Below are 23,934 nucleotides of genomic sequence, written 5' to 3'. Positions count from 1 at the left end.
ATGCGTTCCCCGGTCCACCGTGTGAGTCTGGTCGAGGCCCCCGGCGGGGGCCGTTTCCCCCGATTTCTTTCTCACTCACCACAGGAGTGAACCCTCATGGGCATGAAGGACCAGTCCCGGAACAAGGCCGGCGAGCCGAAGCAGCGGGCGAAGGGCAAGGGCGACCAGGCCCGTCAGCAGGCCGGGCAGCGCGGCAAGCAGCAGGCGCCGCCCGAGCGGGGGCTCAAGCACGAGAACATGCGTGACATCGAGGACTCGGACCAGGAGATGAAGGACCGGTTCGACCGGGACTACGACGCGTAGCCGCTGCGCTCGGCTTCGGCCGGCTGTTCGGCGCGGGGCACCCTCCTTTGGAGGGTGCCCCGCGCTCCTTATTGACGGCCCCCTTGCCGACTGTTCCGCGGCGGCAGTTTCGGGCGGGAGCGGTTCGGGACGGCGCTGTAGTCCGGGGGGACGGCCGCGGGGGTGGAGGTCAGGAGGTCCAGGGCGAGCTGGATCGCGTCGTCCATCTGGGCGTGCCGGCCTTCGGCCCAGTCCAGGGGGGTGCGCATGATCTCCAGGTCGGGGGCGACGCCGTGGTTCTCCACGGACCAGCCGTAGGCGTCGAACCAGGCCGCGTTCATCGGGACCGTGATGACCGTGCCGTCGCCCAGCCGGTGCCGGCCGGTCATGCCGACCACACCGCCCCAGGTGCGCTGGCCGACCACCGGGCCGAGCCTGAGCAGTTTGAAGGCGGCCGTGATCATGTCGCCGTCCGAGGAGGTCGCCTCGTCGGCGAGGGCCACCACCGGACCACGCGGCGCGTTCGAGGTGTACGACACCGGCTGGGCGTCCCGGGTCAGGTCCCAGCCCAGGATCGTCCGGGTCAGCTTCTCGATGACGAGTTCGCTGATGTGCCCGCCCGCGTTGCCCCGCACGTCCACGATCAGCGCGGGCCGGGACACCTCCATGCGCAGATCGCGGTTGAACTGGGCCCAGCCGGAGCCGCCCATGTCGGGGATGTGCAGATAGCCGCACTTGCCGCCGCTCAACTCCCGTACGACACCGCGGCGTTTGGCGACCCAGTCCTGGTAGCGCAGGGGGCGGTCGTCGACGAGCGGGACGACCGCGACCCGCCGGGCCCGCTCGGCGCCGCCGTCCGCGGGCACGAACGTCAGCTCCACGGTCGTCCCGCCGGCGCCGGCGAGGAGCGGATACGGCCCGGTCACCGGGTCGACCGGGCGGCCGTCGACATGGGTCAGCACGGAGCCCTCGCGGATGCCCGTGCCGGCCAGCGGTGAGCGGGCCCGGGAGTCGGAGGAGTCGCCGGGCAGGATCCGCCGCAGGGCCCAGCCGGCGTCACGGCGGACGAAGTTGGCGCCGAGCAGGCCCTGCCGGCGCTGGTAGTGCGGCGGGCCCTCGTTGCGGCGGGCGGCGGTGACGTACGCGTGCGAGGTGCCCAGTTCGCCGAGGACCTCGCGCAGGAGGTCCGCGAACTCGTCGGGGGAGGCGACGCGTTGGACCAGCGGGCGGTACTGGCCGAGCACCGCGTCCCAGTCGATGCCGCACATGCCCGGGTCCCAGAAGTAGCCGCGGATGATGCGCCCCGCCTCCTCGTAGGCCTGGCGCCACTCGGCGGGCGGGTCGACCTCGTGCAGGATGCGGCGCAGGTCGATCCACACGGTCGTGTCGCCGTCGCCCGGTTCCGTGGACGGGACCGCGCGCAGCTCGCCCTCGTCCACGACGACCAGGCGGGTGTCGTCGCCGCTCACCGCGAACCAGTCGAGATGGTCGACCAGTTCGGACTTCTTGGCCTTGGTGATGTTGAAGTACTCCAGCGTCGGACGGCCGCTGGTGTCGGTCGGGTTGGCGAAGGTCTCGCCGAGCGCGCCGGAGATCGGCCAGCGCAGCCAGACCAGGCCGCCGCCCGCGACCGGGTGCAGCGCGGAGTACTTGGAGGCGATGACCGGGAACGGCGTGACCCTGTTCTCCAGGCCCTCCACCTCCACCGTCACCGTGCCGGCCTCGCCCGTCTCCTCGTCCTCGGCCGGGTCGAGTCCGCCGGCGGCCGGGCGGCCCTCGGGGTTCAGCGCGAAGGGGGAGGGGGTCGCCGAGCTCAGCGGCACGAGGTACGGGCGGCAGCCGAGCGGGAAGGAGAGGTCGCCGGTGTGGACGTCGTACACCGGGTCGAAGCCGCGCCAGGAGAGGAAGGCGAGGTAGCGGCCGTCGCGGGTGAAGACGGGGTTCTCGTCCTCGAAGCGGCCGTTGGTGACGTCCACGATGAGCCGGTCCTTGATCCGGGCCAGCTTGATCTCGCGCAGGGAGCGGCCGATGCCCGGGTGGGACCAGGCGAGCCAGGCGCCGTCGGGGGAGAAGGCGAGGTCGCGGACGGGGCCGTTGACGGAGCGGATCAGCTCGGTCACCTGGCCGGCCGCGCCTCCCGGCACCTCGCTCCGCCCGGACTCCTCGGCCCCCTCGGCCTGCTCCGCGTTCGCGGAGCCCTCGGCGACGGCCGCCGCGACCTCGGTCTCCGCGGCCTCGCCGCCCTCCCCCTCTCCCGTGTCGAGCAGCAGCAGCCGCCCGTCGTGCGAGGCGATGGCGAGCCGTTCGCCGAGCGGATCGCAGACCATCTCCAGGACCCGGCCGAGCGCGCCGGAGGCCAGCCGGTGCGGGGCGCGGTCGCCGGACGCGCGGGGCAGCTGGGCGATCTCGACGGCGTCCTCGCCGTCGGCGTCGGTGACGTACGCGACCTTGCCGGTCGTGCCCAGCATCTCCGGCAGCCGTACCCGGACGCCGGGCGTGTCGGCGATGGTGCGGGCCGGGCCGTCGCGGTGGGTGAGCCAGTACAGGCTGCCGCGGACGACGACGGCGCTGGCCCGGCCGGTCTCGTCCACGGAGATGCCGTCGACGTTCTGCGCGGCGGGCACCTGGTAGCGGCGGCGGCCGGTGGCGGGCCCGGCGAGGCGGATGTCCAGCTTGTGCGGCACGGCGTTCGGGGAGAAGTCGTCCACGAGCCACAGGTCGCCCGCGCACTGGTAGACCACCCGGGTGCCGTCGCCGGCGGCGTGCCGGGCGTAGAAGGCGTCGTGGTCGGTGTGGCGGCGCAGGTCGGTGCCGTCGTACGCGCAGGAGTAGAGGTTGCCGACGCCCTCGTGGTCGGAGAGGAAGGCGACGCGGCCGGCGACGAACATGGGGCAGGCCAGATGGCCGCCGATGTCGGGCACGAGCTGCTTGCCGTGCAGCCAGAGGCGGCCCATGGCGCCGCCGCGGTAGCGCTTCCAGGAGGCCGGTTCGTGCGGCGGGGTGCCGGTGAGCAGCAGCGTCCGGTGTTCGCCGTCGACGTCGGCGACCTGGATGTCGGTGACCGGGCCCCAGGGCAGCCGGGCGCCGGGGTCGCCGTCGGTGGGGACCTTGTAGGCCCAGGTGAAGTAGGAGAAGGGCTGGTCGTGCGAGGCGACCGCGAGGATGTCGCTCGCCCCGTTCTCGACGGGCGTCCAGCCGCAGACCCGGGTGTCGGAGCTGCCCCAGTACGTCAGCTGCCGGGCGGGCCCGCCGTCGACGCCGACCAGGTGGATCTCGGGGTCGAGGCTGCGCCAGGTCGTGTAGGCGATACGGCGGCCGTCGGGCGAGAAGCGCGGGTGGCCGGTCTTGGTGCGGTCGGCCGTGAGGCGCCAGGCGCGGCCCGGCGCGTCGAGGGGGGCCAGCCAGAGGTCGTCCTCGGCCACGAAGCACAACAGATCGCCGCTGAGGTGGGGAAGGCGCAGATAGCTCACCTCCCTATGCTTTTCCGGGCAAACGGCACGAGCAACTTGTACGCCCGTCGGCGCTGCTTATGGGAAGCAGACAACCGTGACCCAACCCACGTACGAAACGGTTTCGTTTCGCTCGCTCTCAGGGTATGTTCATGGAGTACGAAACAGGAGGCTCCGGAGCGGAAGGGTGAGTGGCATGACCGAGGTGGTCGCAACGGCGCGCCGCAGTCGGATCACGCCCGAGCGGGAGGCCGAGTTGTACGAGGCCGTGCTCGACCTGCTCCGCGAAGTCGGCTACGACGCCCTCACCATGGACGCCGTCGCCACCCGTACCAAGTCCAGCAAGGCGACGCTCTACCGCCAGTGGGGCGGCAAGGCCGAGCTGGTGGCGAAGGCGGTGCGGCACACCAAGCCGGGCGGCATGGGCCTCGACGAGATCGACACGGGATCGCTCAAGGGCGACCTGCGCGCTCTCACCCTGCGTTCGGACGACTGCGAGATGGAGCAGAACTCCGCGCTGATGCGGGGCCTGGCCATGGCGGTGCACAGCAACCCGGACCTCCTGCGGGCGTTCCGGGACCATCTGATCGAGCCCGAGATGGCGTCGTTCCGCCGCGTGGTGCAGCGGGCCGTCGACCGGGGTGAGGTCCGTGCGGACAACCCGGCGATCGAGTTCATGATGCACATGATGCTCGGAGGGTTCGCCGCCCGCACCATGATCGACGAGCTGCCGCCGACGCAGTCCTTCCTGATGTCGTACATCGACGCCGTGGTCCTCCCCGCCCTCGGCGTTCCCACCGACTGACCTCTCCCCAGCAAGCCCACCTTCTGACGTCACCGCTCACGTCGTCGGGCTGACCACCCCTGCCCTGATCAACCCCACGACCTGACCGGGAGTACGCCTCCGTGGCCACATTCCTGTACAAACTGGGCCGTCTCGCCTTCCGGCGACGGCACTTCGTCGCCCTCATATGGGTGGCGCTGCTGACCCTCGCCGGGGTCGGTGCCGCCTCCGCGCCGCCTGCCGGCAGCACCTCCTTCTCCATCCCCGGCACCGAGGCGCAGAAGGCTTTCGACCTCCTCGAACAGCGCTTCCCCGGGATGAGCGCCGACGGCGCCACCGCACGCGTCGTCTTCAAGGCGCCGGCCGGCGAGAAGATGACCGACACGCTCAACAAGGCGGCCGTCGAGAAGACCGTCAAGGAACTGGGCAGCGGTCCCGAGGTCGTCTCCGTCGCCGACCCGTACACCGGGCACGCCGTCAGCCGGAACGGCTCGATCGCCTACGCCTCGGTGAAGTACAAGGTCTCCGGGATGGAGCTCAAGGACTCCTCCAAGAACGACCTGAAGGAGGCCGCGCAGCACGCACGCGACGCCGGGCTGACCGTCGAGGTCGGCGGTGACGCGCTCACCGCGACCCCGGAGACCGGCTCCAGCGAGGTCATCGGCATCGCGATCGCCGCCGTCGTCCTCGTCATCACCTTCGGCTCGCTGCTCGCGGCCGGATTCCCGCTGCTGACCGCGCTCATCGGCGTCGGCATCGGCGTCTCCACGATCACCGCGCTCGCCAGCGCCCTGGACCTGGGCTCCACGACCTCCACCCTGGCCTCGATGATCGGCCTGGCCGTCGGCATCGACTACGCCCTGTTCATCGTCTCCCGCTACCGCGCCGAACTGGCCGAGGGCCGCGAGCGCGAGGAAGCGGCCGGACGCGCCGTCGGCACGGCGGGCTCGGCGGTGGTCTTCGCGGGCCTGACCGTCGTCATCGCCCTGGTCGGCCTGTCGGTCGTCAACATCCCGATGCTGACCAAGATGGGCATCGCGGCCGCCGGCACGGTCGCCATCGCCGTCCTCATCGCGCTGACGATGATCCCGGCGCTGCTCGGCTACGCCGGCCGCAGGGTCAAGCCCGCCGGCGAGAAGAGCAGGCTGCTCGGCGGCGGCCGTACGCCCAAGAACCCGGGCCGCCCCAACATGGGCACCCGCTGGGCGAGCTTCGTCGTACGCCGCCCGGTCGCCGTCCTCCTCCTCGGTGTGATCGGCCTCGGCGCGGCGGCGGTCCCGGCCGCCTCCCTCGAACTCGGTCTGCCGGACGACGGCTCCCAGCCGACCTCCACCACCCAGCGGCGCGCCTACGACCTGCTCTCCGAGGGCTTCGGGCCGGGCTTCAACGGCCCCCTGATGGTCGTCGTCGACGCCAAGGGCAGCCATGACGCGAAGGCCGCCTTCACCAAGGTCGGCGACGAGATCAGGGGCCTGAAGGACGTCGTCACGGTCACCCCGGCGGTGCCCAACAGGGCCGGCGACACCGCGACCATCACGGTCGTCCCCGGGTCCAAGCCGTCCTCCAAGACGACCGAGGACCTGGTCCACGCGATCCGCGGCAAGGGGGCGGAGGTCGCGCAGCAGACCGACTCCAAGATCCTGGTCACCGGCTCGACGGCGATGAACATCGACGTCTCGCAGAAGCTGAACGACGCGCTGCTGCCGTACCTGGCCCTGGTCGTGGGCCTCGCCTTCCTCCTGCTGATCGTGGTCTTCCGCTCCGTCCTCGTCCCGCTGAAGGCGGCCCTCGGCTTCCTGCTCAGCGTGACGGCGGCGCTCGGCGCCGTGGTCGCGGTCTTCCAGTGGGGCTGGCTGTCCGGCCTGTTCGACGTCTCCGAGACCGGCCCGGTCATGTCGATGATGCCGATCTTCATGGTGGGCGTCGTCTTCGGCCTCGCCATGGACTACGAGGTCTTCCTCGTGACCCGGATGCGGGAGGCGTACGTCCACGGCGAGAAGCCGACCCAGGCCGTGGTCACCGGGTTCCGGCACGGGGCGCGGGTCGTGACCGCCGCCGCGGTCATCATGATGGCCGTCTTCTCCGGCTTCATCGGCTCCAGCGAGTCGATGATCAAGATGATCGGCTTCGGCCTCGCGATCGCCGTCTTCTTCGACGCGTTCATCGTCCGCATGGCGATCGTCCCGGCGGTGCTCGCCCTGCTCGGCAAGCGGGCCTGGTGGCTGCCCAGGTGGCTGGACCGCGCCCTGCCGAACGTCGACGTCGAGGGCGAGGGCCTGCGCACGCAGTCCACCGCGAACGGCAAGGACACGGACCCGGACGGGGAACGGGAGTTGGTACGCGCGTGACGTACCGCGTCTAGCCCGTATCGGCCCCGGCCGATACGACCAGCCGGTGAGGGTGCCCGTGGGGACGGGGCTGCACCCTCACCGGCTGCTTTGCCTGAGGCGGAAGGCCGGGCACGTGTCCGGGTCGCCGTCCTCGTAGAGGCAGGCGTGCTTGTCGTCCAGGGCGATGGACAGTTCGTCGAGGGTGTATCCCTGCAGGAAGAGTTCCGGTTCGGTGAGGAGAGGTGGATCCGCGCGAACCTGTCGGATCCGTTGGCTCCCGTCACGGCCCAGGTACCGGACCCGTCGAACGTGTCGCCGAGTTCGCTCTTGTACCAGTCTCCGGTCGGCCGGTGGCGGACGGTGACCGTGCCGCCGCCCGGTTCGCTGTCCGAGGCCCTGAGGGTGATCGTCATGCCCTTGGCACGGCCCTCTCCCGTGTACGTGCCGGCCGGCTCTCCGGAGGCGGCGGAGGCCGCCTGCTCGCCCGGGCAGGCTTCGACGGCGGTGGACGCGGAGGCACAGCCGGCCAGGGGGGTCAGCAGCGCCGGCACGGTGGCGGGAAATCACAAAGCCGGTGGACGATCACATCCGGAGCGATGCCGTAGCGTGCCCCGCATGACGACGACCGCCGCTGACACCGGGGAGTCCGGTGCCCACCCCCGGTTCGCCGAAGCGTTGCGTGCGCGCGGGCCGGCGGACGTCCTCGCGCGCACCCGGCGGTTCCCGGAAGCCACCCGGACCGCCGCCGAGGCCGCCGCCGCGATCGGGTGCGGGCTGAGCCGGATCTGCAAGTCGCTGATCTTCGCCGCCGACGGTGTCCCGGTGCTCGTCCTGATGGACGGCGCCTCGCGCGTGGACGTGGAGCGCGTGCGCGCGGAACTGGGTGCGGGCAAGGTCACCCGGGCCGACGCCGGGGTCGTGCGCGAGACCACCGGGTACTCCATCGGCGGCGTCCCGCCCTTCGGACACCGCACGCGCACGCGTGTCCTCGCCGACCGCTCGCTGCTCGCGCACGACGAGGTGTGGGCGGCGGCCGGCACACCGCACACCGTCTTCCCGATCGAGCCGGCGGCGCTGGTGGCACACGCCGGCGCGACCGTGGTGGACGTGCGCGAGCAGACCGCGTGACACCGCTCGGCCTTCAGTTGGCGGTGAGAGTCTCGGTGACGCGCGTCAGAGTGGCCGGGGCGGTGCTGGACAGGTTGGTGAACAGGTTGGCCGTGACCGACCCTCCTGCGGAGACGGTCCACAGGTCGGGTGTGCCGTCGCTGTTGGCGTCGGCGGCCTGCAGGGTCAGTGCGGTACCGGTGTTCCACCCGGTGGCGACCGGGTAGGCGGTGTAGCTGAGGTTGCCGGTGTTGGGGTCGGCGGCCAGGTTCTTCCACAGGTCGAGTTCGCCGGTGGACTTCTTCCACAGGAACATCGCGGTGCTGCTTCCGCCGCCCGTGGTGGGCAACTGCATGGTGGTGACGGTCCAGTTGTTCCAGTCCGCGGTCCCGTCGGGTGTGTTGACGTTGAGCGCGACGGGGAATTGGTAGACGCCGGCGCCGGCGCCGCTCGGGTAGAGAGTGAGGGCGTAACCGTTGACGCTGTCACCGGAGACGCCGATGAGGTCGGGGATCCCGGTGTTGCCGCCGGAGGTGTCTCCGGCGTTGGAGAGCTGGACGGGGTTGTCACCGTTGATGTCCTGGAACGCACCGGCCGGGATGCTGACCGTGTTCCCGCTGACCGGGTGGAGCGGCGAGCCGTCTCCGTTGCCCTTGATGATCACGCCGCCGCCCGCGTCGTTGCCACCGGGGTAGTAGACCAGCACGTCCTGTTCGGTGCCGCCGGTGAAGCGTCCGGCGACGACCGCCGAGCCGTCGAAGTCCGAGGGCGAGCCGTTGGCGTTGAAGCCGTTGCCGTTGACGCCGATGTCGGTCGGTGAGGTACCGACGTGCCCATCACCCGTACCGGGGGCCAGCCACAGACCCGAGGGAAGCCCGTTCTGGGCGCCGACGGTGAGCAGGTCGGGGATGTTGTCGCCGGTCAGGTCGCCGTCGGCCTGATCGGTCGTCGGCGCGGTGGAGTTGAAGGCGATGGTCGCCGTCCCGCCGAAGTTGCCTCCAGCGGACAGGCTGGTGACCGACAGGGTGTTGGTGCGGCTGGTCGGGGTGACCGTGATGGTGGCGTTGCCGGAGGCGTCAGCCGTCACGGTGGCCGGGGCACCTGTGTCGAGCTGATATTGGTAGCTGCTCGGTACGGTCCCACCACTGGGCGCGGTGACGGCGATGCGCAACGGCTCTCCGACGGTGGACGCCCCCGGCTGGGCGATCACGGGCGTACCGGGGCGCGTCGGGTCGAACGAGAAGTGGCAGACGGTCGACCAGTCGCCGGTGCGGTGGAAGTCGGTGGCCCGGACCTTCCAGTCGAACTCGGTGAGGGAACCTGCTGCCGCCGACTCCAGGGTGGCCTTCGGGATGACGTAGACGGCGGTGTCACCGGATTGCATGGTCAGCTTCGCCGGGTCCGACTCGGCGAGAGCGTCGCCGGATTCGCTGCCGTGCGGCGTCAGGCGGAAATCGGCGCCCAGGGTGCCGCCGTCGGGGTCCGAGACCTTCGCGTACAGGGTGACGTCGCCGTCGCCCACGAGGGTGTCGCCTTGGCAGGAGGTGGCCGGGGAGGTGCTCAAGTCGGCCGGAGCCGACGGCGGATTGTCCTGCGGCGCGGCCGACGCCGCGGTCGGCTGGACGATCCCCGCCGCCGCTATCAGCAAGCCGAGCGCCGCCGTCGCCGTGACGGCACGTCCGGGGCGGGGTCTGTTCGAGGAGGACGAGTCCACGAGGTCGTCGCCTTTCCGAGGGGGCCGGATGGCCCCGAGTGGAGTCAAGTTACGACATGGATCAAGGAGGTTCGCAGGGGCCCCGGCGGACTCCGTCCCGGTCACGTCGGCAGCCCCGCGCCGATGCGGGGCTGCCGACGGCGGGGATGATCGGGCTGATGCCGTACGCCGGGTAGGACGCACGCGTGCGTGCGTCCGTCGGCGCCGTGAAGAATGGCCGGGGACCAGGAGAGCGCAGCCGGACGACGACAGGGAGCCGTCAATGAGTGACAAGCCGACCGTGAGCGTGCTGGGCACCGGCATCATGGGGGCCGCCATGGCCCGCAATCTGTGCCGGGCAGGGCTGGACGTGCGGGTCTGGAACCGGACGCGCGAGAAAGCCGAGCCGCTCGCCGCCGACGGTGCCCGCGTCGCCGCCACGCCCGCCGAGGCCGTCGAGGGCTCCGACGTCGTCCTGACGATGCTCTACGACGGCCGGACGGTCCTGGACACCCTGCGCGAGGCCTCCCCGGCGCTGCGCCCCGGCACGGTGTGGGCGCAGTGCACCACCGCCGGGACCGAACTGGTCGGCGACCTGGCCGCGTTCGCCCACGAGCACGGGCTGGTCTTCTACGACGCGCCCGTCCTCGGCACCCGCCAGCCCGCCGAGGCCGGTCAGCTGACCGTGCTGGCCGCCGGGCCGCAGGAGGGACGGGCCACCCTCGCGCCGGTCTTCGACGCGGTCGGCGCGAAGACCGTGTGGACCGGGGACGACGGTTCCTCGGGCAGCGCCAGCCGGCTGAAGCTGGTGGCCAACAGCTGGGTCCTCGCCGCCACGGCCGCGACCGGTGAGGTGCTCGCCCTCGCCCGGGCCCTCGGCGTGGATCCGCAGGGCTTCTTCGACCTCATCGAGGGCGGCCCGCTCGACATGGGCTATCTGCGCGCCAAGGCCGCGCTGGTGCTCGACGGCAAGCTGTCACCGGCGTCGTTCGCCGTGACCACGGCCGAGAAGGACGCCCGGCTGATCGTGCAGGCCGCCGAGCGCGGCGGCGTACGCCTCGACGTCGCCGCCGCGGCCGCCGAGCGGTTCGCCCGCGCCGCCGCCCAGGGCCACGCCGACGAGGACATGGCCGCCGCGTACTTCGCCAGCTTCGACGAGAAGGGCGTGCAGCCGCCGACATGACGGCCAGGGTGCCAGGGCGCACCCTGGAAGCAGCGGTCTTCGGAGGTGGTCGTCATGTTGCAAACCGCTGTCGGATGGCATGTCGAGATGGAGTTCGTGGAGGACGACCTGCACACGCGCGCGGTGGCCATGGTGCGCTTGCCCGACGGCTCGGAGATGCGCGCGCACGGCCGGGCCAGCAGGCACAGCGTCGACTCCAACCAGCCCAGGGTCGGTGAGGAGATCGCGGGCGCGCGCGCCCTCAACGAACTGGCCATGCAACTGCTCACCAAGGCCCACGGAGAGATCGACGCGGCGTCCGGACGGACCTCGCACCCGATCAACGTGTGACACCGGTTGCCGCCGGGCGAGCCCGCCGGCGCGCGTTACGCGAGCGCCGTGCGTAGCGCCCGGACCAGCGCCTGCGCCCTCGGGTCCGCCGTCACGCTCTTGCGGAAGCCGTTGGTGACGTAGCCGAAGGAGACGCCGGTATCCGGGTCGGCGAACGCGAGGGCGCCGCCGCGGCCCGGGTGGCCGAAGGAACCGGGGGTGAGGAGCGGGGACGCGCTGCCGTGCAGCATGTAGCCGAGGCCGAACCGGGTGCCCACCACCAGGACCCGGTCCGGTCCGGCGGACTGCTCGGCGCGGGCCAGTTCCGTCGTCTCCGGGGTGAACAGGCGCGTGCCGCCGTCCACGTCGCCGATGAGGGACGCGTAGACGCGGGCCAGTCCGTCGGCGGTGGCGATGCCGTTGGAGGCGGGCAGGGCGGCCGCGCGGTAGGCGGGGTCGTTCTCGTCGGGGAGCGGGGTGATGGCGGCGAACGCCCGCCGGGTCAGCGAGTCCGGATCGGCGTAGGCCTCGGCCACCGCACGCTTGGGGCGCGTCTTCAGCGTGCCCGCGTTCTCCGGCGCCCCGACCGGCCCGACGCGGCCCACGCGCGCGTGCTCCGACTGCGGCAGCCCGAGCCAGAGATCCGCGCCGACGGGTCCGGCGATCTCGTCCGCGATCCAGTCGCCGGCCGGGCGGCCGGTGACCCGCCGGATCAGCTCGCCGGTGAGCCAGCTGTAGGTCTGGGCGTGGTAGCCGTGGTCCGTGCCCGGCTCCCAGACCGGCGTCTGCGCGGCGACCGCGGCGGCGCCCAGGTCGGGGTCGGCGGCCTCGGCCGGGGTCAGCGGGCGGTCCAGCGCCGGTATGCCCGCGCGGTGGGCCAGCAGATGCCGGACCAGGGTGTGTTCCTTGCCGGCCGCCTTGTACTCGGGCCAGTACGTGCCTACCGGGGCGTCCAGGTCCAGTTCGCCGCGCTGGTGCAGGAGCAGCAGCGCGGCGGCGGCGACGCCCTTGGTCGCCGAGCGCACGATCTGCGCCGTGCCGCGCTCCCAGGCAGGCCCGTCGGCCGTACCGTCGACGTCCTTCGCGCCGGCCCACAGATCGACGACCTTGTGCCCGTCGCGGTACACGGCCACCGCCGCGCCGCGCTCCCCGAGCAGCGCGAAGTTCGCGGCGAACGCCTCCTCGACCGGCTCGAAGCCCTCGGCCACTGCGCCGTGCACGTCCACGTCCGCCGTCCTTTCCCGTACGGTCCCATCGCCTGCGACAGTGCGTGCAACGTCGCCCGTGCGCCTGCGATTCCTCGGCGGGATCAGCCCAGCAGAATCGTTACGTCGATGTTGCCGCGTGTCGCGTTGGAGTACGGGCAGACCTCGTGCGCCGCGTCGACCAGCTGGGCCGCCAGGCCGGCGTCCAGGACCGGCAGGGAGACGCTGAGGGCTACGGCGAGGCCGTAGCCGCGCTGCTTGTTCGGGCCGATGCCGACCTTCGCGGCCACCGTGGAGCCGGTCAGGTCGTAGCCCGCGCGGTTGCCGACCAGGATCAGCGCGTTGTGGAAGCAGGAGCTGTAACCGGCCGCGAACAGCTGCTCAGGGTTGGTGCCGTTGCCGTCGCCGCCCAGCTGCGGGGGCATCGCGACCTTCAGCGCGAGCCGGCCGTCCTGGCTGGTGACATGGCCGTCCCGGCCGCCGTGGGCGGTGGCTTCGGCGACGTACATGATCTTCGTCGGACGCGTGTCGACGGCGGAGTCCTCAGTCATGGCCGGCCTTCCCCGGAATGCGTGGCGCACAGATACATCGTGCACAAGGTACTGGCCGGTATGTCGGTGCGTGCCGCCAGGGTGGGCGATCGCGGGTAGGGCGAGCTCAGTACGCCCGGTGCCGGCCGGCCGCCGTCGCCGCGCGCTCGGCGAGGTCCCGCAGCTCCGCGCGCAACCGCGCGACGTCCTCGGCGGCGAGCCCCGTCGTGGTGAGGAGCGCGCCGGGTATGCGCGCCGCACGCTCCCTGAGTTCTTCCCCGCGCCCGGTGCACGCGACGAGCACCGAGCGTTCGTCGTCCGCCGCGCGCTCCCTGCGCACCAGCCCCGCCGCCTCCAGCCGCTTCAGCAACGGCGAGACGGTCCCGTAGTCCAGCCGCAGGGCGCTCGCCAGTTCCTTCACGCTGGTCTCGCCGTGCTCCCAGAGCACCAGCAGCACCAGGTACTGGGGGTAGGTGAGCCCGAGGTCGTCCAGAAGCGGACGGTATGCGGCGGTCACGGCGCGCTGTGCGGCGTACAGCGCGAAGCAGAGCTGGTCGTCCAGCAGCAGCGACCCGGCGGCCCCTTTGCCGGCTCGGTCGTCTTGAGGCGTCACGCACCCCATTCTCGCGGACGCCTGACGCGCCGGGCGGCGCGCATCTCGGCGAGCATCAGGCCTCCAGAGGGGGCAAAACGGAAAATATGGCACATTAGAGAGAAAGCGGATTCGGGGCTTCCGCGAAGGTGACTCAGGGTGAGAGGGCAGTCCGATGTCTGTGGTCGAACAGTACGCGCGCGTCCACATCGTCACGGAAGAGGACGAGGAGGATCCGGGGGCCGTACCGGTGCTGCTGCGGTACGACCCCGACAGTGATCCACGCTCCGTGCGGATCGACCTGCCCGGTACCCACGAGTGGACCTTCTCCCGCTCCCTGCTGGAGCAGGGGCTGCGGAGCCCGGCCGAGAGCGGCGACGTACGTGTGTGGCCGTGCGGCCGTGTGCAGGCCGTCGTGGAGTTCCATTCCGACAACGGTGTCGAGGTCGTCCAGTTCGAGTCGAAGGCGCTGCTCAGGTTCCTGCGGCGCACCTACACCGCGGAACCCGTACGGACCTGATCAGCCGCCCGTCTTCAGCAGCGCCGCCACGATCGGCCCGGCCGTGTCGCCGCCGTGGCCGCCCGCCTGGACCACGCCCGCCGCGGCGAGGTCGCCCTCGTAGGCCGTGAACCAGCCGTTCGGCTTCTTCTGGCCGTCGACCTCGGCGGAGCCCGTCTTGGCGCCGTAGTCCCCGCTCATGCCCGCCATCGCCTTGGCCGCCGTACCGTAGTCCGCCGTGAACTTCATGACGTCCTTCAGCTGGGACTGGGTCTTCGCCGACATCGTGCGCGCGGCCTTCGCCAGCGTGCGGTGGTCCACCGAGGGCGCGACCAGGTACGGCTGGTGGAAGGAGCCCGTCTCGACCGTCGCCGCCACGGACGCCATGTTCAGCGGGTTCATCCGCACCGCGCCCTGGCCGATCAGCGAGGCGCCCATCTGCGCGCCGCTCTGCACCGGCACGGAGCCGTCGAACGACGGGACGCCGATGGCCCAGTTGTCCATGCCGAGGCCGTAGACCTGCTGCGCCTCCTTCGTCAGGTCGTCGTTCGACAGCTTCGGCGCGAAGTCGATGAAGGCGTTGTTGCAGGAGGCCCCGAAGCTCTGCCGGAACGTGCCCTTCTTGATCTCGGAGTTGTCGTCGTTGTGGAACGTCCAGCCGGCGACCTTGTACGTCTTGGGGCAGGGATGCGAGGCGTCCGGGGTGATGAGGTTCTTCTCGAACAGCATCGTCGACGTCACGATCTTCATCGTGGAGCCGGGCGCGAGGGAGCCCTGGAAGCCGACGTTGAAGCCGTGCCCGCTGTTGGCGACCGCGAGGATCTCGCCCGTGGACGGCCGCACGACCACCACCGAGGCCTTCTGCTGCTTGTTCACCTGCTGCTCGGCGGCCGCCTGGAGCGTGGGGTTCAGCGTCGTGTGCACCGTGCCCGGCGTGCCCTGGCTCAGCGCGACGAGCGTCTTGTCGGACAGCTCGGCCTTCTGCGAGGCCTTGCCGCGCACCACGCGCAGCTCGATGCCCGCCTTGCCGCCCGCCGTCTTGCCGTACTTCGCGCGCAGCCCGTCCAGTACGGGGCCCAGGGACGGGTACTTGGCGGCCGTCAGCTCGCCGCCGTCGCGGTCCAGCGCCTTGACGGGCGGGGTGCCCGACGCGCCGGTGACCAGGGTGTCGCCGTCCTGGAGGTCCGGCTGGACGACGGAGGAGTGCCAGTCGACCAGCGGCTTTCCGTCGCTCACCCGGCGCACCACGGTGAGTGAACTGCCGTACGCCAGCGGCTTGCTGAGCTTGTCGTACGACACCGTCGCCTTGACGGAGAACGGCACCTTCGCGCCCGTGGCCGCGCCGGGGGTGAGGGTGACGCCCGTCAGACGGGCGTCCTTGGCGACGCCGGTGAGCAGGGCGGTGGCGGCCGAGGCGTCGTTCGTGGCGCCGGCCGCCTCGGCGGTCCTGCCCTGCTGCCAGGCCGTCAGGAAGGCGGTGGCGGCCGTGTGGACCTCGGCGGCGCTGAGCGGACCGGTCTTGACGGCCTTGTGGTCGGCCGAGGCGGACGTGCGCTCGTCGGCCGCCGCGCCGCCGTCCGCCACCGCGTAGACGGCGAATCCGGCACCGGCCGCGACCACGGCGATCATCCCGCCGAGTACCGCCGGCTTCGTCGTCCTCCGTCGCTCGGCGACGCGCCTTCTGTTGCCCACAGCCTCAGTTCCTCCGTGCGTTCCCCAGGGTCCCCGCCGCCCCTTCACTCTCCCCAACGACGGCAATCACCTTAAAGTCCCCACCTTTGAGGGTGACGTCAGTCGGCATTTCGTAGCACGGTTGCGACAATCGGCCCGGCGGCGTCAATGCCGTGCCCGCCGTCCTGGGCCATCGCGGCGGCGGCGACGTCGCCCCGGTATCCGGTGAACCAGCTGTTGGACCTCGTCTGTCCGTCGACCTCCGCCGAGCCGGTCTTGGCACCGATGTCACCGCCGAGCCCGGCCATGACGCCGGCCGCCGTGCCGCTGTGCGCGGTGCGGTTCATCATGGCGCGCAGCTGCTGGACCGTGCTCGGCGACAGCCCACGCGCGCGTGCCGGTTCGCGGCCGTCCACGGAGAGCGGCACGACGACCGGCTGGCGGAACGTTCCGGTCGCCGCGGTGGCCGTCACGGAAGCCATGTTCAGGGGGTTCATCTGGACCTGGCCCTGGCCGATCAGGCTGGCCGCGGTGTCCGGGCCGCCGGAGGCCGGGACCCGGCCGTCGAAGGAGGGCACGCCCACCTTCCAGTCGCCGCCGAGTCCGAAGCGCTGCTCGGCCTCCTGGGTGAGCGAGTCGACCTTCACCGAGTCGGCGAACTTCACGAACGCCGTGTTGCAGGACCGGGCGAAGCTCTCCGCGAGGGTGGCGTGCTCGTCCGGCGCGAGGCCCGTGAGGTTGTGGAAGGTCTGGCTCTGCCAGACGGCCGACGGCGGGCAGGGCGCCGGGCCGTTCGCCGTGGTCAGGCCGGTGTCGATGAGTGCCGCGGCGCTGATGATCTTCATCGTGGAGCCGGGCGCGAGCGTGCCGAGGAAGGCCGCGTCGAAGCCGTCCGCGCGATGGTTGGCGACGGCCAGCACCTCGCCCGTGCTCGGCTTGACCGCCACGACCGACGACTCGGCGTACTTCTGCACGGCCGTCTCGGCCGCCGCCTGGGCGCTCGCGCTGAGCGTCGTGCGCACCCGGCCCGGTCTGCCCTTGGCGAGCGTGAGGAGCGGGGTGTCGGCGTCGCTTCCCCCGTGCCGGATCGTCAGCTCCACGCCGGCCGCGCCGCCCGCCTTGTCGCCGTACCGCTCGCGCAACTGATCCAGGATCGGACCCAGGGACGGGTACTTCTCCTTCGTCAGCACCGCGCCGTCGCGGTCCACCGCCTCGATCGGCGGGGCGGCCGACTCGCCGGTGGTGAGCGTGTCCCCCTGGCGCAGCTGCGGATGGACGACCGACGGCCGCCAGTCGACGAGCGGGCGGTGCGAGGTCTCGCCGCGTACGACGGTCAGCGTGCTCCGGTAGGACAGCGGCCGGCTCTGCCCGCCGTAGGACACCGTCGCCTCGACCGTGAACGGTACGCGCGTGCCGGTCGCCGCGCCCGGCGTGACGTGCACCTTGCCGATGTGCGCGGCGCCGGCGTAGGCCGTCAGCAACTCCTGGGCGGCCTGCGGATAGTTCGTGTACGACGCCGCCGTCGCCGCGTCGCCCTTCTCCCAGGCGGCGAAGAAGCCCTTGACGGCCTCCGTGACCTCGGAGCCGCTGGGCGGGCCGGTCTGCACGCCCGCGTGGCCGTTCGTACCCCCGTCGCCGCTCAGTGCGGAGAGCACGTTGTAGGCGCCGTAGCCCGCACCGCCCAGCATGACCACGCACACGGTGCCGATGACGGCACCCTTCACCCCGTTGCGCATCGCGCGCATCCCCTTCCCCGTTCCCCGTGAACCGTCGAACTGCGTTGAACGCGTTCAAAACGGTTGCAGGGGGAACTGTATGCGCCTGTGGGGAAGTTGTGACCGGTGTTGTCGAAACCGTGATGTGGGCCGCGAAGTTCCGCGTTGTTCCGCCCGTCCGCACATGCTGAACTGGCTCCCCCAAATGGACGCCACAGAAAGGGCCGGCGCATGACCGCGGTGCTCAGCACAGGGTGGGACAGCGTACGGCAGCGGGCCAGGCTCAGCCCCCAAGTGGCCGGGGCCGGCGCACCGTTGGAGCGGCTGACCGTGTTCGGGCGGGCGGAGCTGCTCGGGCGGCTGCGCTGGGAAGTCATCCAGGGCGGCTCCCTGTTCCTGACCTATCCCCAACTGCTCGACGGCGCCGTCTTCGCCGTGCTGCGGCCCGCCGCGCTGCTGGACGAGTTGGCGATACGCGCGATCGGCGGTGGCGCGGTACTGCCGATCCGGGTGAACTCCCGGAACGCGGACCTGGCCGGACAGCTGATCGCGATGCTCTCGACCGGCTTCCTCTTCTCCTCCCTCCCGGTCCCCGACGAACAGTGCCTGTGGCTCCAGCGGGAGTTGGCCGCCCGCGCGGACGGCGAGGCCACGGCCGCGGCCCTCGCCGCGGAGGGGCCGGTCGGCATCGCGGACCGGCTGCTGGCGGCGACGGGCGTCCTCGACACGCCGCTGCGGCGGCGCACGGTCGCCCGGTGGGCCGACTGGCTGGAGGCCGCCGAGCGCGGTCTGATCGAGGTCAGCCCCCTGACACCGGCCGACTACGCCACCGCGTACGCGCAGCGTCCCGCCCCGCGCCCGGAGGAAATGGCCGGTGACGACGGCCGGGCGGTGCTCGCCGCCTGGACCGGCGGGGACTTCGACGTGAACGGCCTGCCCAACCGCAGCCGCCTGTACGAGAGCCTCGACCCCCTGCTGCACTCCGCCGACCCCGCGACCCGGACGGACGCACAGACACTGCGCGAGGCCTTCGACGAGACGTACTACCGGGCCATCGCGGCGAGCGAGGGCTGCATGCTGGGGCTGCCCTCGCCACGCCGCGGCGTCCGGCGCCGCGAGGCGGCCACGCTCGTGGAGCAGACACCGGTCGTGACCTTTCCGACCCGGTTCGAACTGCGCCTCGGCCTGATGAGCGGCGAGCAGTGGCAGCGGTACACGGACGACGCGGCCGACGCCCTCGACCATTGGTGGCACCGGCGCGACCTCGCCGCACTCCAGGAGGTGGGCGACCTGCTCGCGGAGCGTACGAAGGAGCCGCCGGCCGGCGCCGTGGACGCGGTGCCGGTGACCCGGCTCCAGCGGATGGCCCAGGGCGCACGTGGCGTCACCGCCCAGATGGCCGCGGGCGGCGGAATGAGCCTGGCGACCAGTCTGCTCGGCCAGGGGACGCCCGGGGTGTTCGCGGCCGGCGCGGGTGGCGCGCTCGCGCCGGTGGTCGTCGCGGCCGTGGCGGCCGGGGTGACCCGCCTGACCGACTTCCGCGGGCGGTACGACGTGATAGAGCTTCCAGGGATCCTGGGGAGGACGGCCTGATGGACATCGAGGCACCGCGCACACACAGCCACCAGGCCTACACCGATGCCGACGGCGGCCGATGGTGCGAGGTCTACCTCGACACCTACCGCCTGCCCTCCGGCGCCGAGACCGTCCGGCACCGCGTCCGTGTCGGCGGCGGCCGCACAGGAGTCGTGGTGCTGGCCCGACGGGGTGAGGACATCCTGCTGGTACGCCAGTGGCGACCGACGACCGGCCGGTGGGCCTGGGAACTTCCGCGCGGCTTCGGCGAGACCGATCCCCTCTCGGACGCCCTGCGCGAACTCGTCGAGGAGACAGGGCTGGTCGGCTCCGCGGCGGCCGCGGTGGCGTACCTGGACGTCGACTCCGGCCTGCTGGAGAGCGAGGTCGCCGTCGTCGAGGTCTCGGTCCGGGGCGACGCACCGCTGCGCCCCGGCGCGGTCGGCGACGGCGAGATCGCCGCAGCGCGCTGGTGGAGCCCGCAGGAGATCGCCCAGGCGATCCGCGCGGGAGAACTGCGGGACGGCTTCACACTCGCCGCACTGGGAGCGTCCAGCGCGGTCCGCGACTAGACCCACGTGTCCAGCCACATCCGCGCCCGCCACTGGTCTATGGGGATCGCGGTGCCGGTGTAGAGCGGCCAGAAGTAGATGAAGTTCCAGATGATCAGCAGCACCAGCACTCCCGCCGCGGAGGCGCCGATCACGCGGCGGGTGTCGGAGGAGCCCGGGGGGCCGATGATCGCGCCGAGCAGCATCGCGACCGCCAGACACAGGAACGGCAGGAAGACGACCGCGTAGAAGAGGAAGATCGTCCGCTCCTGGTACATGAACCAGGGCAGCCAGCCGGCCGCGATGCCGCAGGCGATGGCGCCGGCCCGCCAGTCGCGGCGGAACGCCCAGCGCCACAGCACGTAGAGGATCGCGAAACAGGCCGCCCACCACAGCAGTGGCGTGCCGATCGCCAGCACCTCGCGTGCGCACTTCTGGCCCGCGTCCGCCGGGCAGCCGTCCGCGCCGGGGTTCGGGGACTCGTAGAAGTACGACACCGGGCGGCCCAGCACGATCCAGCTCCAGGGGTTGGACTGGTAGGTGTGCGGGGAGGTCAGCCCGACGTGGAACTCGTACACCTCGTGCTCGTAGTGCCACAGGCTGCGCAGCCAGTCCGGCAGGAACGTCCAGCTGCCGCCCTTGCCGTCGGTGGCCGCCCAGTTGCGGAAGTAGCCGCCGGTGCCGTCGGACGGGGAGAGGATCCAGCCGAGCCAGGACATCAGGTAGACGGCGATCGCCACCGGAACGGTCGCGACGAAGGCGAGGCCGGTGTCGTACTTGAGAGCTGCGGCATACGGGCGATCGGCACCGGCCGTCCTCCGGGCGCCGACGTCCCACAGGACGGCCATCACACAGAACGCGGCCAGGATGTACAGGCCGTTCCACTTGGTGCCGATGGCCAGGCCCAGCATCAGTCCGGTCGCCCAGCGCCAGGGGCGCAGGCCGAAGCGGAACGTGTCGGCCACGCGCGCGTCCGGGCGGACCCGGCCGTCGCCGTCCACGGGCAGGGCCGCGGCCAGCCGCGCGCGTGACCGGTCCCGGTCGAGGAGCAGGCAGCCGAACGCGGCCACCACGAAGAACATCAGCACGCCGTCCAGCAGCGACGTCCGGCTCATCACGAAGTGCAGCCCGTCCACCGCCATCAGCGCGCCCGCGAGGCAGCCGAGGAACGTCGAGCGGAAGATCCGGCGCCCGATCCGGCACAGCAGCAGCACGCTCAGCGTGCCGAGCAGCGCGGTCATGAACCGCCAGCCGAACGGGTTGAACCCGAAGAGCAGCTCGCCCAGCCCGATGACGTACTTGCCGACCGGCGGGTGCACGACGTACGACGCGTCCGTCGGGATCGCGAGATGGCCGTGCGTCTGCAGGACCAGGTCGTTCGCGTTCTTGTCCCAGTTGACCTCGAAACCGCGGTGGACCAGCGCCCACGCGTCCTTGGCGTAGTACGTCTCGTCGAATATCACCGCGCGCGGGCTGCCCAGGTTCCAGAACCGCATCAGGCCCGCCACCAGCGTCACCAGCAGCGGCCCGAGCCAGGCCGACCAACGGGTGATCCGCCCGGCGAGGACCGGTGGCACGCCGAGCGCCTGCCACAGCCGCGGGCTCGGCTCGGCGTACGGGGGCACCAGACGGTCGCGCACGTCGCCCGACGGCGCGTCCTTGGCCGGTACGTACCCGAATCGGCGCAGCCGCTGCTGCCACGCCGGCCGCCGGTCGTGCGGCGACTGGCCTTGCCGGAGGTCCATGGAGGACGCGGTACTGGTCACCGCGCCATCGTAGGGAACCGTTCTGTGGGAGTCCCGTGCATGGGCGGTACCGGACCGGACGCGGCTGGCTTCCCGGGCCGGGTTGTCGGTGGTTCCTGGGAGGATGGGGGTGTGACTGGAACCCTTGTCCTCGCAGGTACCCCCATCGGCGACATCGCGGACGCGCCGCCCCGGCTCGCCGAGGAGCTGGCAGGCGCCGACGTGGTCGCCGCCGAGGACACCCGGCGGCTGCGCCGGCTCACCCAGGCGCTCGGCGTCACGCCGAAGGGGCGCGTGGTGTCGTACTTCGAGGGCAACGAGTCCGCCCGCACCCCGGAGCTGGTCGAGGAGCTGCTCGGCGGCGCGCGCGTGCTGCTCGTGACGGACGCCGGGATGCCGTCCGTCTCCGACCCGGGCTACCGGCTCGTCGCGGCGGCCGTCGAGAAGGACATCAAGGTCACCGCCGTGCCCGGCCCGTCCGCCGTGCTCACCGCGCTCGCCCTGTCCGGGCTGCCCGTCGACCGGTTCTGCTTCGAGGGCTTCCTGCCGCGCAAGGCGGGCGAGCGGCTGTCCCGGCTGCGGGAGGTCGCGGACGAGCGCCGCACCCTCGTGTACTTCGAGGCCCCGCACCGGCTCGACGACACCCTCGCCGCCATGGCCGAGGTCTTCGGCACGGAGCGGCGGGCCGCCGTCTGCCGCGAGCTGACCAAGACGTACGAGGAGGTACGGCGCGGTCCGCTGGGCGAGCTGGCGGAGTGGGCCGCGCAGGGTGTGCGCGGGGAGATCACCGTCGTGGTCGAGGGGGCGCCCGAGGCCGGGCCCGAGGAGCTCGACGCGGAGGAGCTGGTGCGGCGCGTGCGGGTGCGGGAGGAGGCCGGGGAGCGGCGCAAGGAGGCGATCGCGGCGGTGGCGGTGGCGGCGGGGCTGCCGAAGAGGGTCGTTTTCGACGCCGTGGTGGCGGCCAAGCGCTCCGCCGGGTGAGGCGTTCGCGAACGTGCCCCACCTGCGGGAAAACCCCCTCTGAGCAGGGGTGTTCTCGGGTGAGCGAGTGGGCCATGGGACGGCAAAAGGCTGTCGCCGATGGCAAAGCGAAAAGGGACCGGACGGGGCGTATTCGGCAAGGAAGCGCCAAATCGCCTCCAACACTCGACAGGCCGGATGCATTCGGCTCCGCGGAAGCGTCCACTGGTCGAAGGGACGCACACGGGTCCCTCGTCCAGCGGACCAGAGGAGCTGGCATGAGCGAGATCGCAGGGCAGACCGGCCTCCGCGGTACGGCCACAGCCGTTGTTCACGAGTCGTATTCGTTCGCCTGCATGCGCTGCGGGCACGGCTGGGAGCAGTCGTACGAGATAGAGCACCACAAGGATGCCGAAGGGCAGGAGTTCGTGCTGTACGTGGCCGACGGCCGGGTCGTGCCGTCGCCGCTGAGCAGGCCCAGCTGCCTCAACTGCGACGGCCATGTCGTGCGGATCATGCGCGCCGGGCAGGTCTCCTCGGTGCGCGGCACCGCGGAGCGCGGGCACAGCGTGCCGCAGGCGGGCCCGGTCGAGACGCCCGCGGTGCCCTCCGGGGCCGTGACGCCCGAGGTGCCCAGGGCGCCGCACCACTGGCATCTGTCGGATCTCCTGCACCCGTTCCAGCGCAAGGCGGGCTGAGCGGGCGCCGGCGGCCGACGGCATGCCCCTTTCGTAGGATCGGGGCATGCCTTCGAACGCCGGCCAGAGCACCAAGGACGACAAGAGCGGCGCACCGCCGCTGCCGCCACCCCTCGCGGTGCCCGTCGCCGACTCCCACACCCACCTCGACATGCAGTCGGGCACGGTCGAGGAGGGCCTCGCGAAGGCCGCGTCGGTGGGGGTGACGACCGTCGTCCAGGTCGGCTGCGACATCAAGGGCTCGCGGTGGGCCGCCGAGACCGCGGCCGCCCACGACAGCGTGCACGCCACTGTCGCCCTGCACCCCAACGAGGCCCCGCGCATCGTGCACGGCGACCCCGATGGCTGGTCGCGCCAGGGCGCCCGCGAGCCGGGCGGAGACGCGGCACTGGACGAGGCCCTCGCCGAGATCGACCGGCTGGCCGGGCTGCTCCAGGTCAAGGGCGTCGGCGAGACGGGGCTGGACCACTTCCGCACCGGCCCCGAGGGCAAGGCCGCCCAGGAGCGCTCCTTCCGCGCCCACATCGAGATCGCCAAGCGGCACGGCAAGGCGCTCGTCATCCACGACCGCGACGCGCACGCCGACGTCCTGCGCGTCCTGAAGGAGGAGGGCGCCCCCGAGCGCACCGTCTTCCACTGCTACTCCGGCGACGCCGAGATGGCGGAGATCTGCGCGCGCGAGGGCTACTTCATGTCCTTCGCCGGCAACGTCACCTTCAAGAACGCCCAGAACCTGCGGGACGCCCTCGCCGTCGCCCCGCTGGAACTGGTCCTCGTGGAGACCGACGCGCCCTTCCTGACCCCGGCGCCGTACCGGGGCAGGCCCAACGCTCCGTATCTGATCCCGGTCACCGTGCGTGCCATGGCCGCCGTGCGCGGCATCGGCGAGGACGCGCTGGCCACGGCCCTGGCCGCGAACACCGCCCGCGCCTTCGGCTACTGAGCGCACACGGCACACGCGCGCGTACGGGCAACAGTACGTAGTCGCGTCGCTTTGGAGAGTGACGAACCCTCCGCTAGGTTCTGGGGGCCCGATCCGGACCCCTCTGGCACCTC

The 23,934-nt window shown here is 72.0% G+C and carries 20 protein-coding genes; 12 read left to right on the top strand and 8 right to left on the bottom strand.

Annotated features, from left to right (window positions below; all coding sequences use genetic code 11):
- The first annotated feature begins 102 nt into the window (after positions 1 to 102).
- The gene (locus BIV25_RS25455; RefSeq protein WP_256256052.1) at positions 103 to 303 is read left to right on the top strand and encodes a hypothetical protein; all 201 of its coding nucleotides are present in this window, start codon (positions 103 to 105) and stop codon (positions 301 to 303) included.
- 68 nt (positions 304 to 371) lie between these two features.
- Here BIV25_RS25455 and BIV25_RS25450 read toward each other — a convergent pair whose 3' ends face one another.
- On the bottom strand, positions 372 to 3,752 hold the full coding sequence (locus tag BIV25_RS25450; RefSeq protein WP_071374730.1) for a S41 family peptidase: 3,381 nt from the start codon (positions 3,750 to 3,752) through the stop codon (positions 372 to 374).
- A 175-nt stretch (positions 3,753 to 3,927) separates the two neighbouring features.
- Between BIV25_RS25450 and BIV25_RS25445 the strand changes: the two genes are divergently transcribed.
- From BIV25_RS25445 to BIV25_RS25435, 3 genes are all read left to right on the top strand, one after another.
- Positions 3,928 to 4,536: a TetR/AcrR family transcriptional regulator gene (locus BIV25_RS25445; protein WP_071374729.1), complete on the top strand. Its 609-nt coding sequence runs from the start codon at positions 3,928 to 3,930 to the stop codon at positions 4,534 to 4,536.
- Between the two features lie 101 nt (positions 4,537 to 4,637).
- Positions 4,638 to 6,863 carry an MMPL family transporter gene (locus BIV25_RS25440; RefSeq protein ID WP_071374728.1) on the top strand — a complete coding sequence of 742 codons (2,226 nt, stop codon included), beginning with the start codon at positions 4,638 to 4,640 and terminating at the stop codon, positions 6,861 to 6,863.
- Between the two features lie 597 nt (positions 6,864 to 7,460).
- Positions 7,461 to 7,973, top strand: coding sequence for a YbaK/EbsC family protein (locus BIV25_RS25435; protein WP_071374727.1), 513 nt, complete (start codon positions 7,461 to 7,463; stop codon positions 7,971 to 7,973).
- A 13-nt stretch (positions 7,974 to 7,986) separates the two neighbouring features.
- Here the strand turns inward: BIV25_RS25435 and BIV25_RS25430 are convergent, their stop codons facing one another.
- Positions 7,987 to 9,666 carry a hypothetical protein gene (locus BIV25_RS25430; RefSeq protein WP_071374726.1) on the bottom strand — a complete coding sequence of 560 codons (1,680 nt, stop codon included), beginning with the start codon at positions 9,664 to 9,666 and terminating at the stop codon, positions 7,987 to 7,989.
- A 28-nt stretch (positions 9,667 to 9,694) separates the two neighbouring features.
- On the opposite strand from BIV25_RS25430, the gene BIV25_RS25425 reads away from it, so the two are divergent.
- Both BIV25_RS25425 and BIV25_RS25420 read left to right on the top strand, forming a co-directional pair.
- On the top strand, positions 9,695 to 10,828 hold the full coding sequence (locus BIV25_RS25425) for an NAD(P)-dependent oxidoreductase (RefSeq protein WP_256256050.1): 1,134 nt from the start codon (positions 9,695 to 9,697) through the stop codon (positions 10,826 to 10,828).
- A 54-nt stretch (positions 10,829 to 10,882) separates the two neighbouring features.
- Positions 10,883 to 11,158, top strand: coding sequence for a DUF1876 domain-containing protein (locus tag BIV25_RS25420; RefSeq protein ID WP_071374764.1), 276 nt, complete (start codon positions 10,883 to 10,885; stop codon positions 11,156 to 11,158).
- A 35-nt stretch (positions 11,159 to 11,193) separates the two neighbouring features.
- On the opposite strand, the gene BIV25_RS25415 is transcribed toward BIV25_RS25420, so the two are convergent.
- From BIV25_RS25415 to BIV25_RS25405, 3 genes are all read right to left on the bottom strand, one after another.
- A complete protein-coding gene (locus BIV25_RS25415) occupies positions 11,194 to 12,363 on the bottom strand; it encodes a serine hydrolase domain-containing protein (RefSeq protein WP_071374724.1) in 1,170 nt (389 codons plus the stop codon).
- A gap of 83 nt (positions 12,364 to 12,446) precedes the next feature.
- Positions 12,447 to 12,893, bottom strand: coding sequence for an organic hydroperoxide resistance protein (locus BIV25_RS25410; protein WP_071374723.1), 447 nt, complete (start codon positions 12,891 to 12,893; stop codon positions 12,447 to 12,449).
- Positions 12,894 to 12,999: 106 nt separating this feature from the next.
- Positions 13,000 to 13,494: a MarR family winged helix-turn-helix transcriptional regulator gene (locus tag BIV25_RS25405; RefSeq protein WP_071374722.1), complete on the bottom strand. Its 495-nt coding sequence runs from the start codon at positions 13,492 to 13,494 to the stop codon at positions 13,000 to 13,002.
- 145 nt (positions 13,495 to 13,639) lie between these two features.
- Here BIV25_RS25405 and BIV25_RS25400 point away from each other — a divergent pair, with 145 nt between their 5' ends.
- A complete protein-coding gene (locus BIV25_RS25400; RefSeq protein WP_071374721.1) occupies positions 13,640 to 13,984 on the top strand; it encodes an SsgA family sporulation/cell division regulator in 345 nt (114 codons plus the stop codon).
- On the opposite strand, the gene BIV25_RS25395 is transcribed toward BIV25_RS25400, so the two are convergent.
- On the bottom strand, positions 13,985 to 15,655 hold the full coding sequence (locus tag BIV25_RS25395; protein ID WP_071374720.1) for a penicillin-binding transpeptidase domain-containing protein: 1,671 nt from the start codon (positions 15,653 to 15,655) through the stop codon (positions 13,985 to 13,987).
- A 98-nt stretch (positions 15,656 to 15,753) separates the two neighbouring features.
- Positions 15,754 to 17,370: a penicillin-binding transpeptidase domain-containing protein gene (locus tag BIV25_RS25390; RefSeq protein WP_071374763.1), complete on the bottom strand. Its 1,617-nt coding sequence runs from the start codon at positions 17,368 to 17,370 to the stop codon at positions 15,754 to 15,756.
- 210 nt (positions 17,371 to 17,580) lie between these two features.
- Between BIV25_RS25390 and BIV25_RS25385 the strand changes: the two genes are divergently transcribed.
- On the top strand, positions 17,581 to 18,942 hold the full coding sequence (locus BIV25_RS25385) for a hypothetical protein (protein ID WP_143076702.1): 1,362 nt from the start codon (positions 17,581 to 17,583) through the stop codon (positions 18,940 to 18,942).
- Positions 18,942 to 19,496: an NUDIX hydrolase gene (locus BIV25_RS25380; protein ID WP_071374718.1), complete on the top strand. Its 555-nt coding sequence runs from the start codon at positions 18,942 to 18,944 to the stop codon at positions 19,494 to 19,496. The genes BIV25_RS25385 and BIV25_RS25380 overlap by 1 nt, the downstream gene beginning before the upstream one ends.
- On the opposite strand, the gene BIV25_RS25375 is transcribed toward BIV25_RS25380, so the two are convergent.
- Positions 19,493 to 21,241 (bottom strand): dolichyl-phosphate-mannose--protein mannosyltransferase, encoded by a 1,749-nt coding sequence (locus BIV25_RS25375; protein ID WP_071374717.1) that lies wholly within the window; start codon positions 21,239 to 21,241, stop codon positions 19,493 to 19,495. The two genes, BIV25_RS25380 and BIV25_RS25375, sit on opposite strands and share 4 nt — an antisense overlap.
- Before the next feature lie 111 nt (positions 21,242 to 21,352).
- On the opposite strand from BIV25_RS25375, the gene rsmI reads away from it, so the two are divergent.
- The 3 genes from rsmI (at position 21,353) to BIV25_RS25360 (ending at position 23,821) form a co-directional block, all read left to right on the top strand.
- Positions 21,353 to 22,201: a 16S rRNA (cytidine(1402)-2'-O)-methyltransferase gene (rsmI, locus tag BIV25_RS25370; RefSeq protein ID WP_071374716.1), complete on the top strand. Its 849-nt coding sequence runs from the start codon at positions 21,353 to 21,355 to the stop codon at positions 22,199 to 22,201.
- Positions 22,202 to 22,458: 257 nt separating this feature from the next.
- Positions 22,459 to 22,878 (top strand): hypothetical protein, encoded by a 420-nt coding sequence (locus BIV25_RS25365; protein WP_071374715.1) that lies wholly within the window; start codon positions 22,459 to 22,461, stop codon positions 22,876 to 22,878.
- A gap of 46 nt (positions 22,879 to 22,924) precedes the next feature.
- Entirely contained in the window at positions 22,925 to 23,821 is an 897-nt protein-coding gene (locus BIV25_RS25360; RefSeq protein ID WP_071374714.1) for a TatD family hydrolase, read from the top strand.
- Positions 23,822 to 23,934: the final 113 nt, after the last annotated feature.

It is taken from the genome of Streptomyces sp. MUSC 14 (assembly GCF_001866675.1).
Lineage (GTDB): Bacteria > Actinomycetota > Actinomycetes > Streptomycetales > Streptomycetaceae > Streptomyces.
Note: the sequence above shows the minus strand (reverse complement) of the source record. Positions and strands in the feature narration are given on the sequence as shown.

Bases quoted from the DNA above. Each gene is read 5' to 3' on its own strand.
- BIV25_RS25360 (WP_071374714.1), top strand. From the start codon at position 22,925: ATGCCTTCGAACGCCGGCCAGAGCACCAAGGACGACAAGAGCGGCGCA.
- BIV25_RS25455 (WP_256256052.1), top strand. From the start codon at position 103: ATGAAGGACCAGTCCCGGAACAAGGCCGGCGAGCCGAAGCAGCGGGCG.
- BIV25_RS25390 (WP_071374763.1), bottom strand. From the start codon at position 17,370: ATGCGCAACGGGGTGAAGGGTGCCGTCATCGGCACCGTGTGCGTGGTC.
- BIV25_RS25435 (WP_071374727.1), top strand. From the start codon at position 7,461: ATGACGACGACCGCCGCTGACACCGGGGAGTCCGGTGCCCACCCCCGG.
- BIV25_RS25380 (WP_071374718.1), top strand. From the start codon at position 18,942: ATGGACATCGAGGCACCGCGCACACACAGCCACCAGGCCTACACCGAT.
- BIV25_RS25425 (WP_256256050.1), top strand. From the start codon at position 9,695: ATGGCCCCGAGTGGAGTCAAGTTACGACATGGATCAAGGAGGTTCGCA.
- BIV25_RS25400 (WP_071374721.1), top strand. From the start codon at position 13,640: ATGTCTGTGGTCGAACAGTACGCGCGCGTCCACATCGTCACGGAAGAG.
- BIV25_RS25385 (WP_143076702.1), top strand. From the start codon at position 17,581: ATGACCGCGGTGCTCAGCACAGGGTGGGACAGCGTACGGCAGCGGGCC.
- BIV25_RS25365 (WP_071374715.1), top strand. From the start codon at position 22,459: ATGAGCGAGATCGCAGGGCAGACCGGCCTCCGCGGTACGGCCACAGCC.
- BIV25_RS25405 (WP_071374722.1), bottom strand. From the start codon at position 13,494: ATGGGGTGCGTGACGCCTCAAGACGACCGAGCCGGCAAAGGGGCCGCC.
- BIV25_RS25410 (WP_071374723.1), bottom strand. From the start codon at position 12,893: ATGACTGAGGACTCCGCCGTCGACACGCGTCCGACGAAGATCATGTAC.
- BIV25_RS25420 (WP_071374764.1), top strand. From the start codon at position 10,883: ATGTTGCAAACCGCTGTCGGATGGCATGTCGAGATGGAGTTCGTGGAG.
- BIV25_RS25445 (WP_071374729.1), top strand. From the start codon at position 3,928: ATGACCGAGGTGGTCGCAACGGCGCGCCGCAGTCGGATCACGCCCGAG.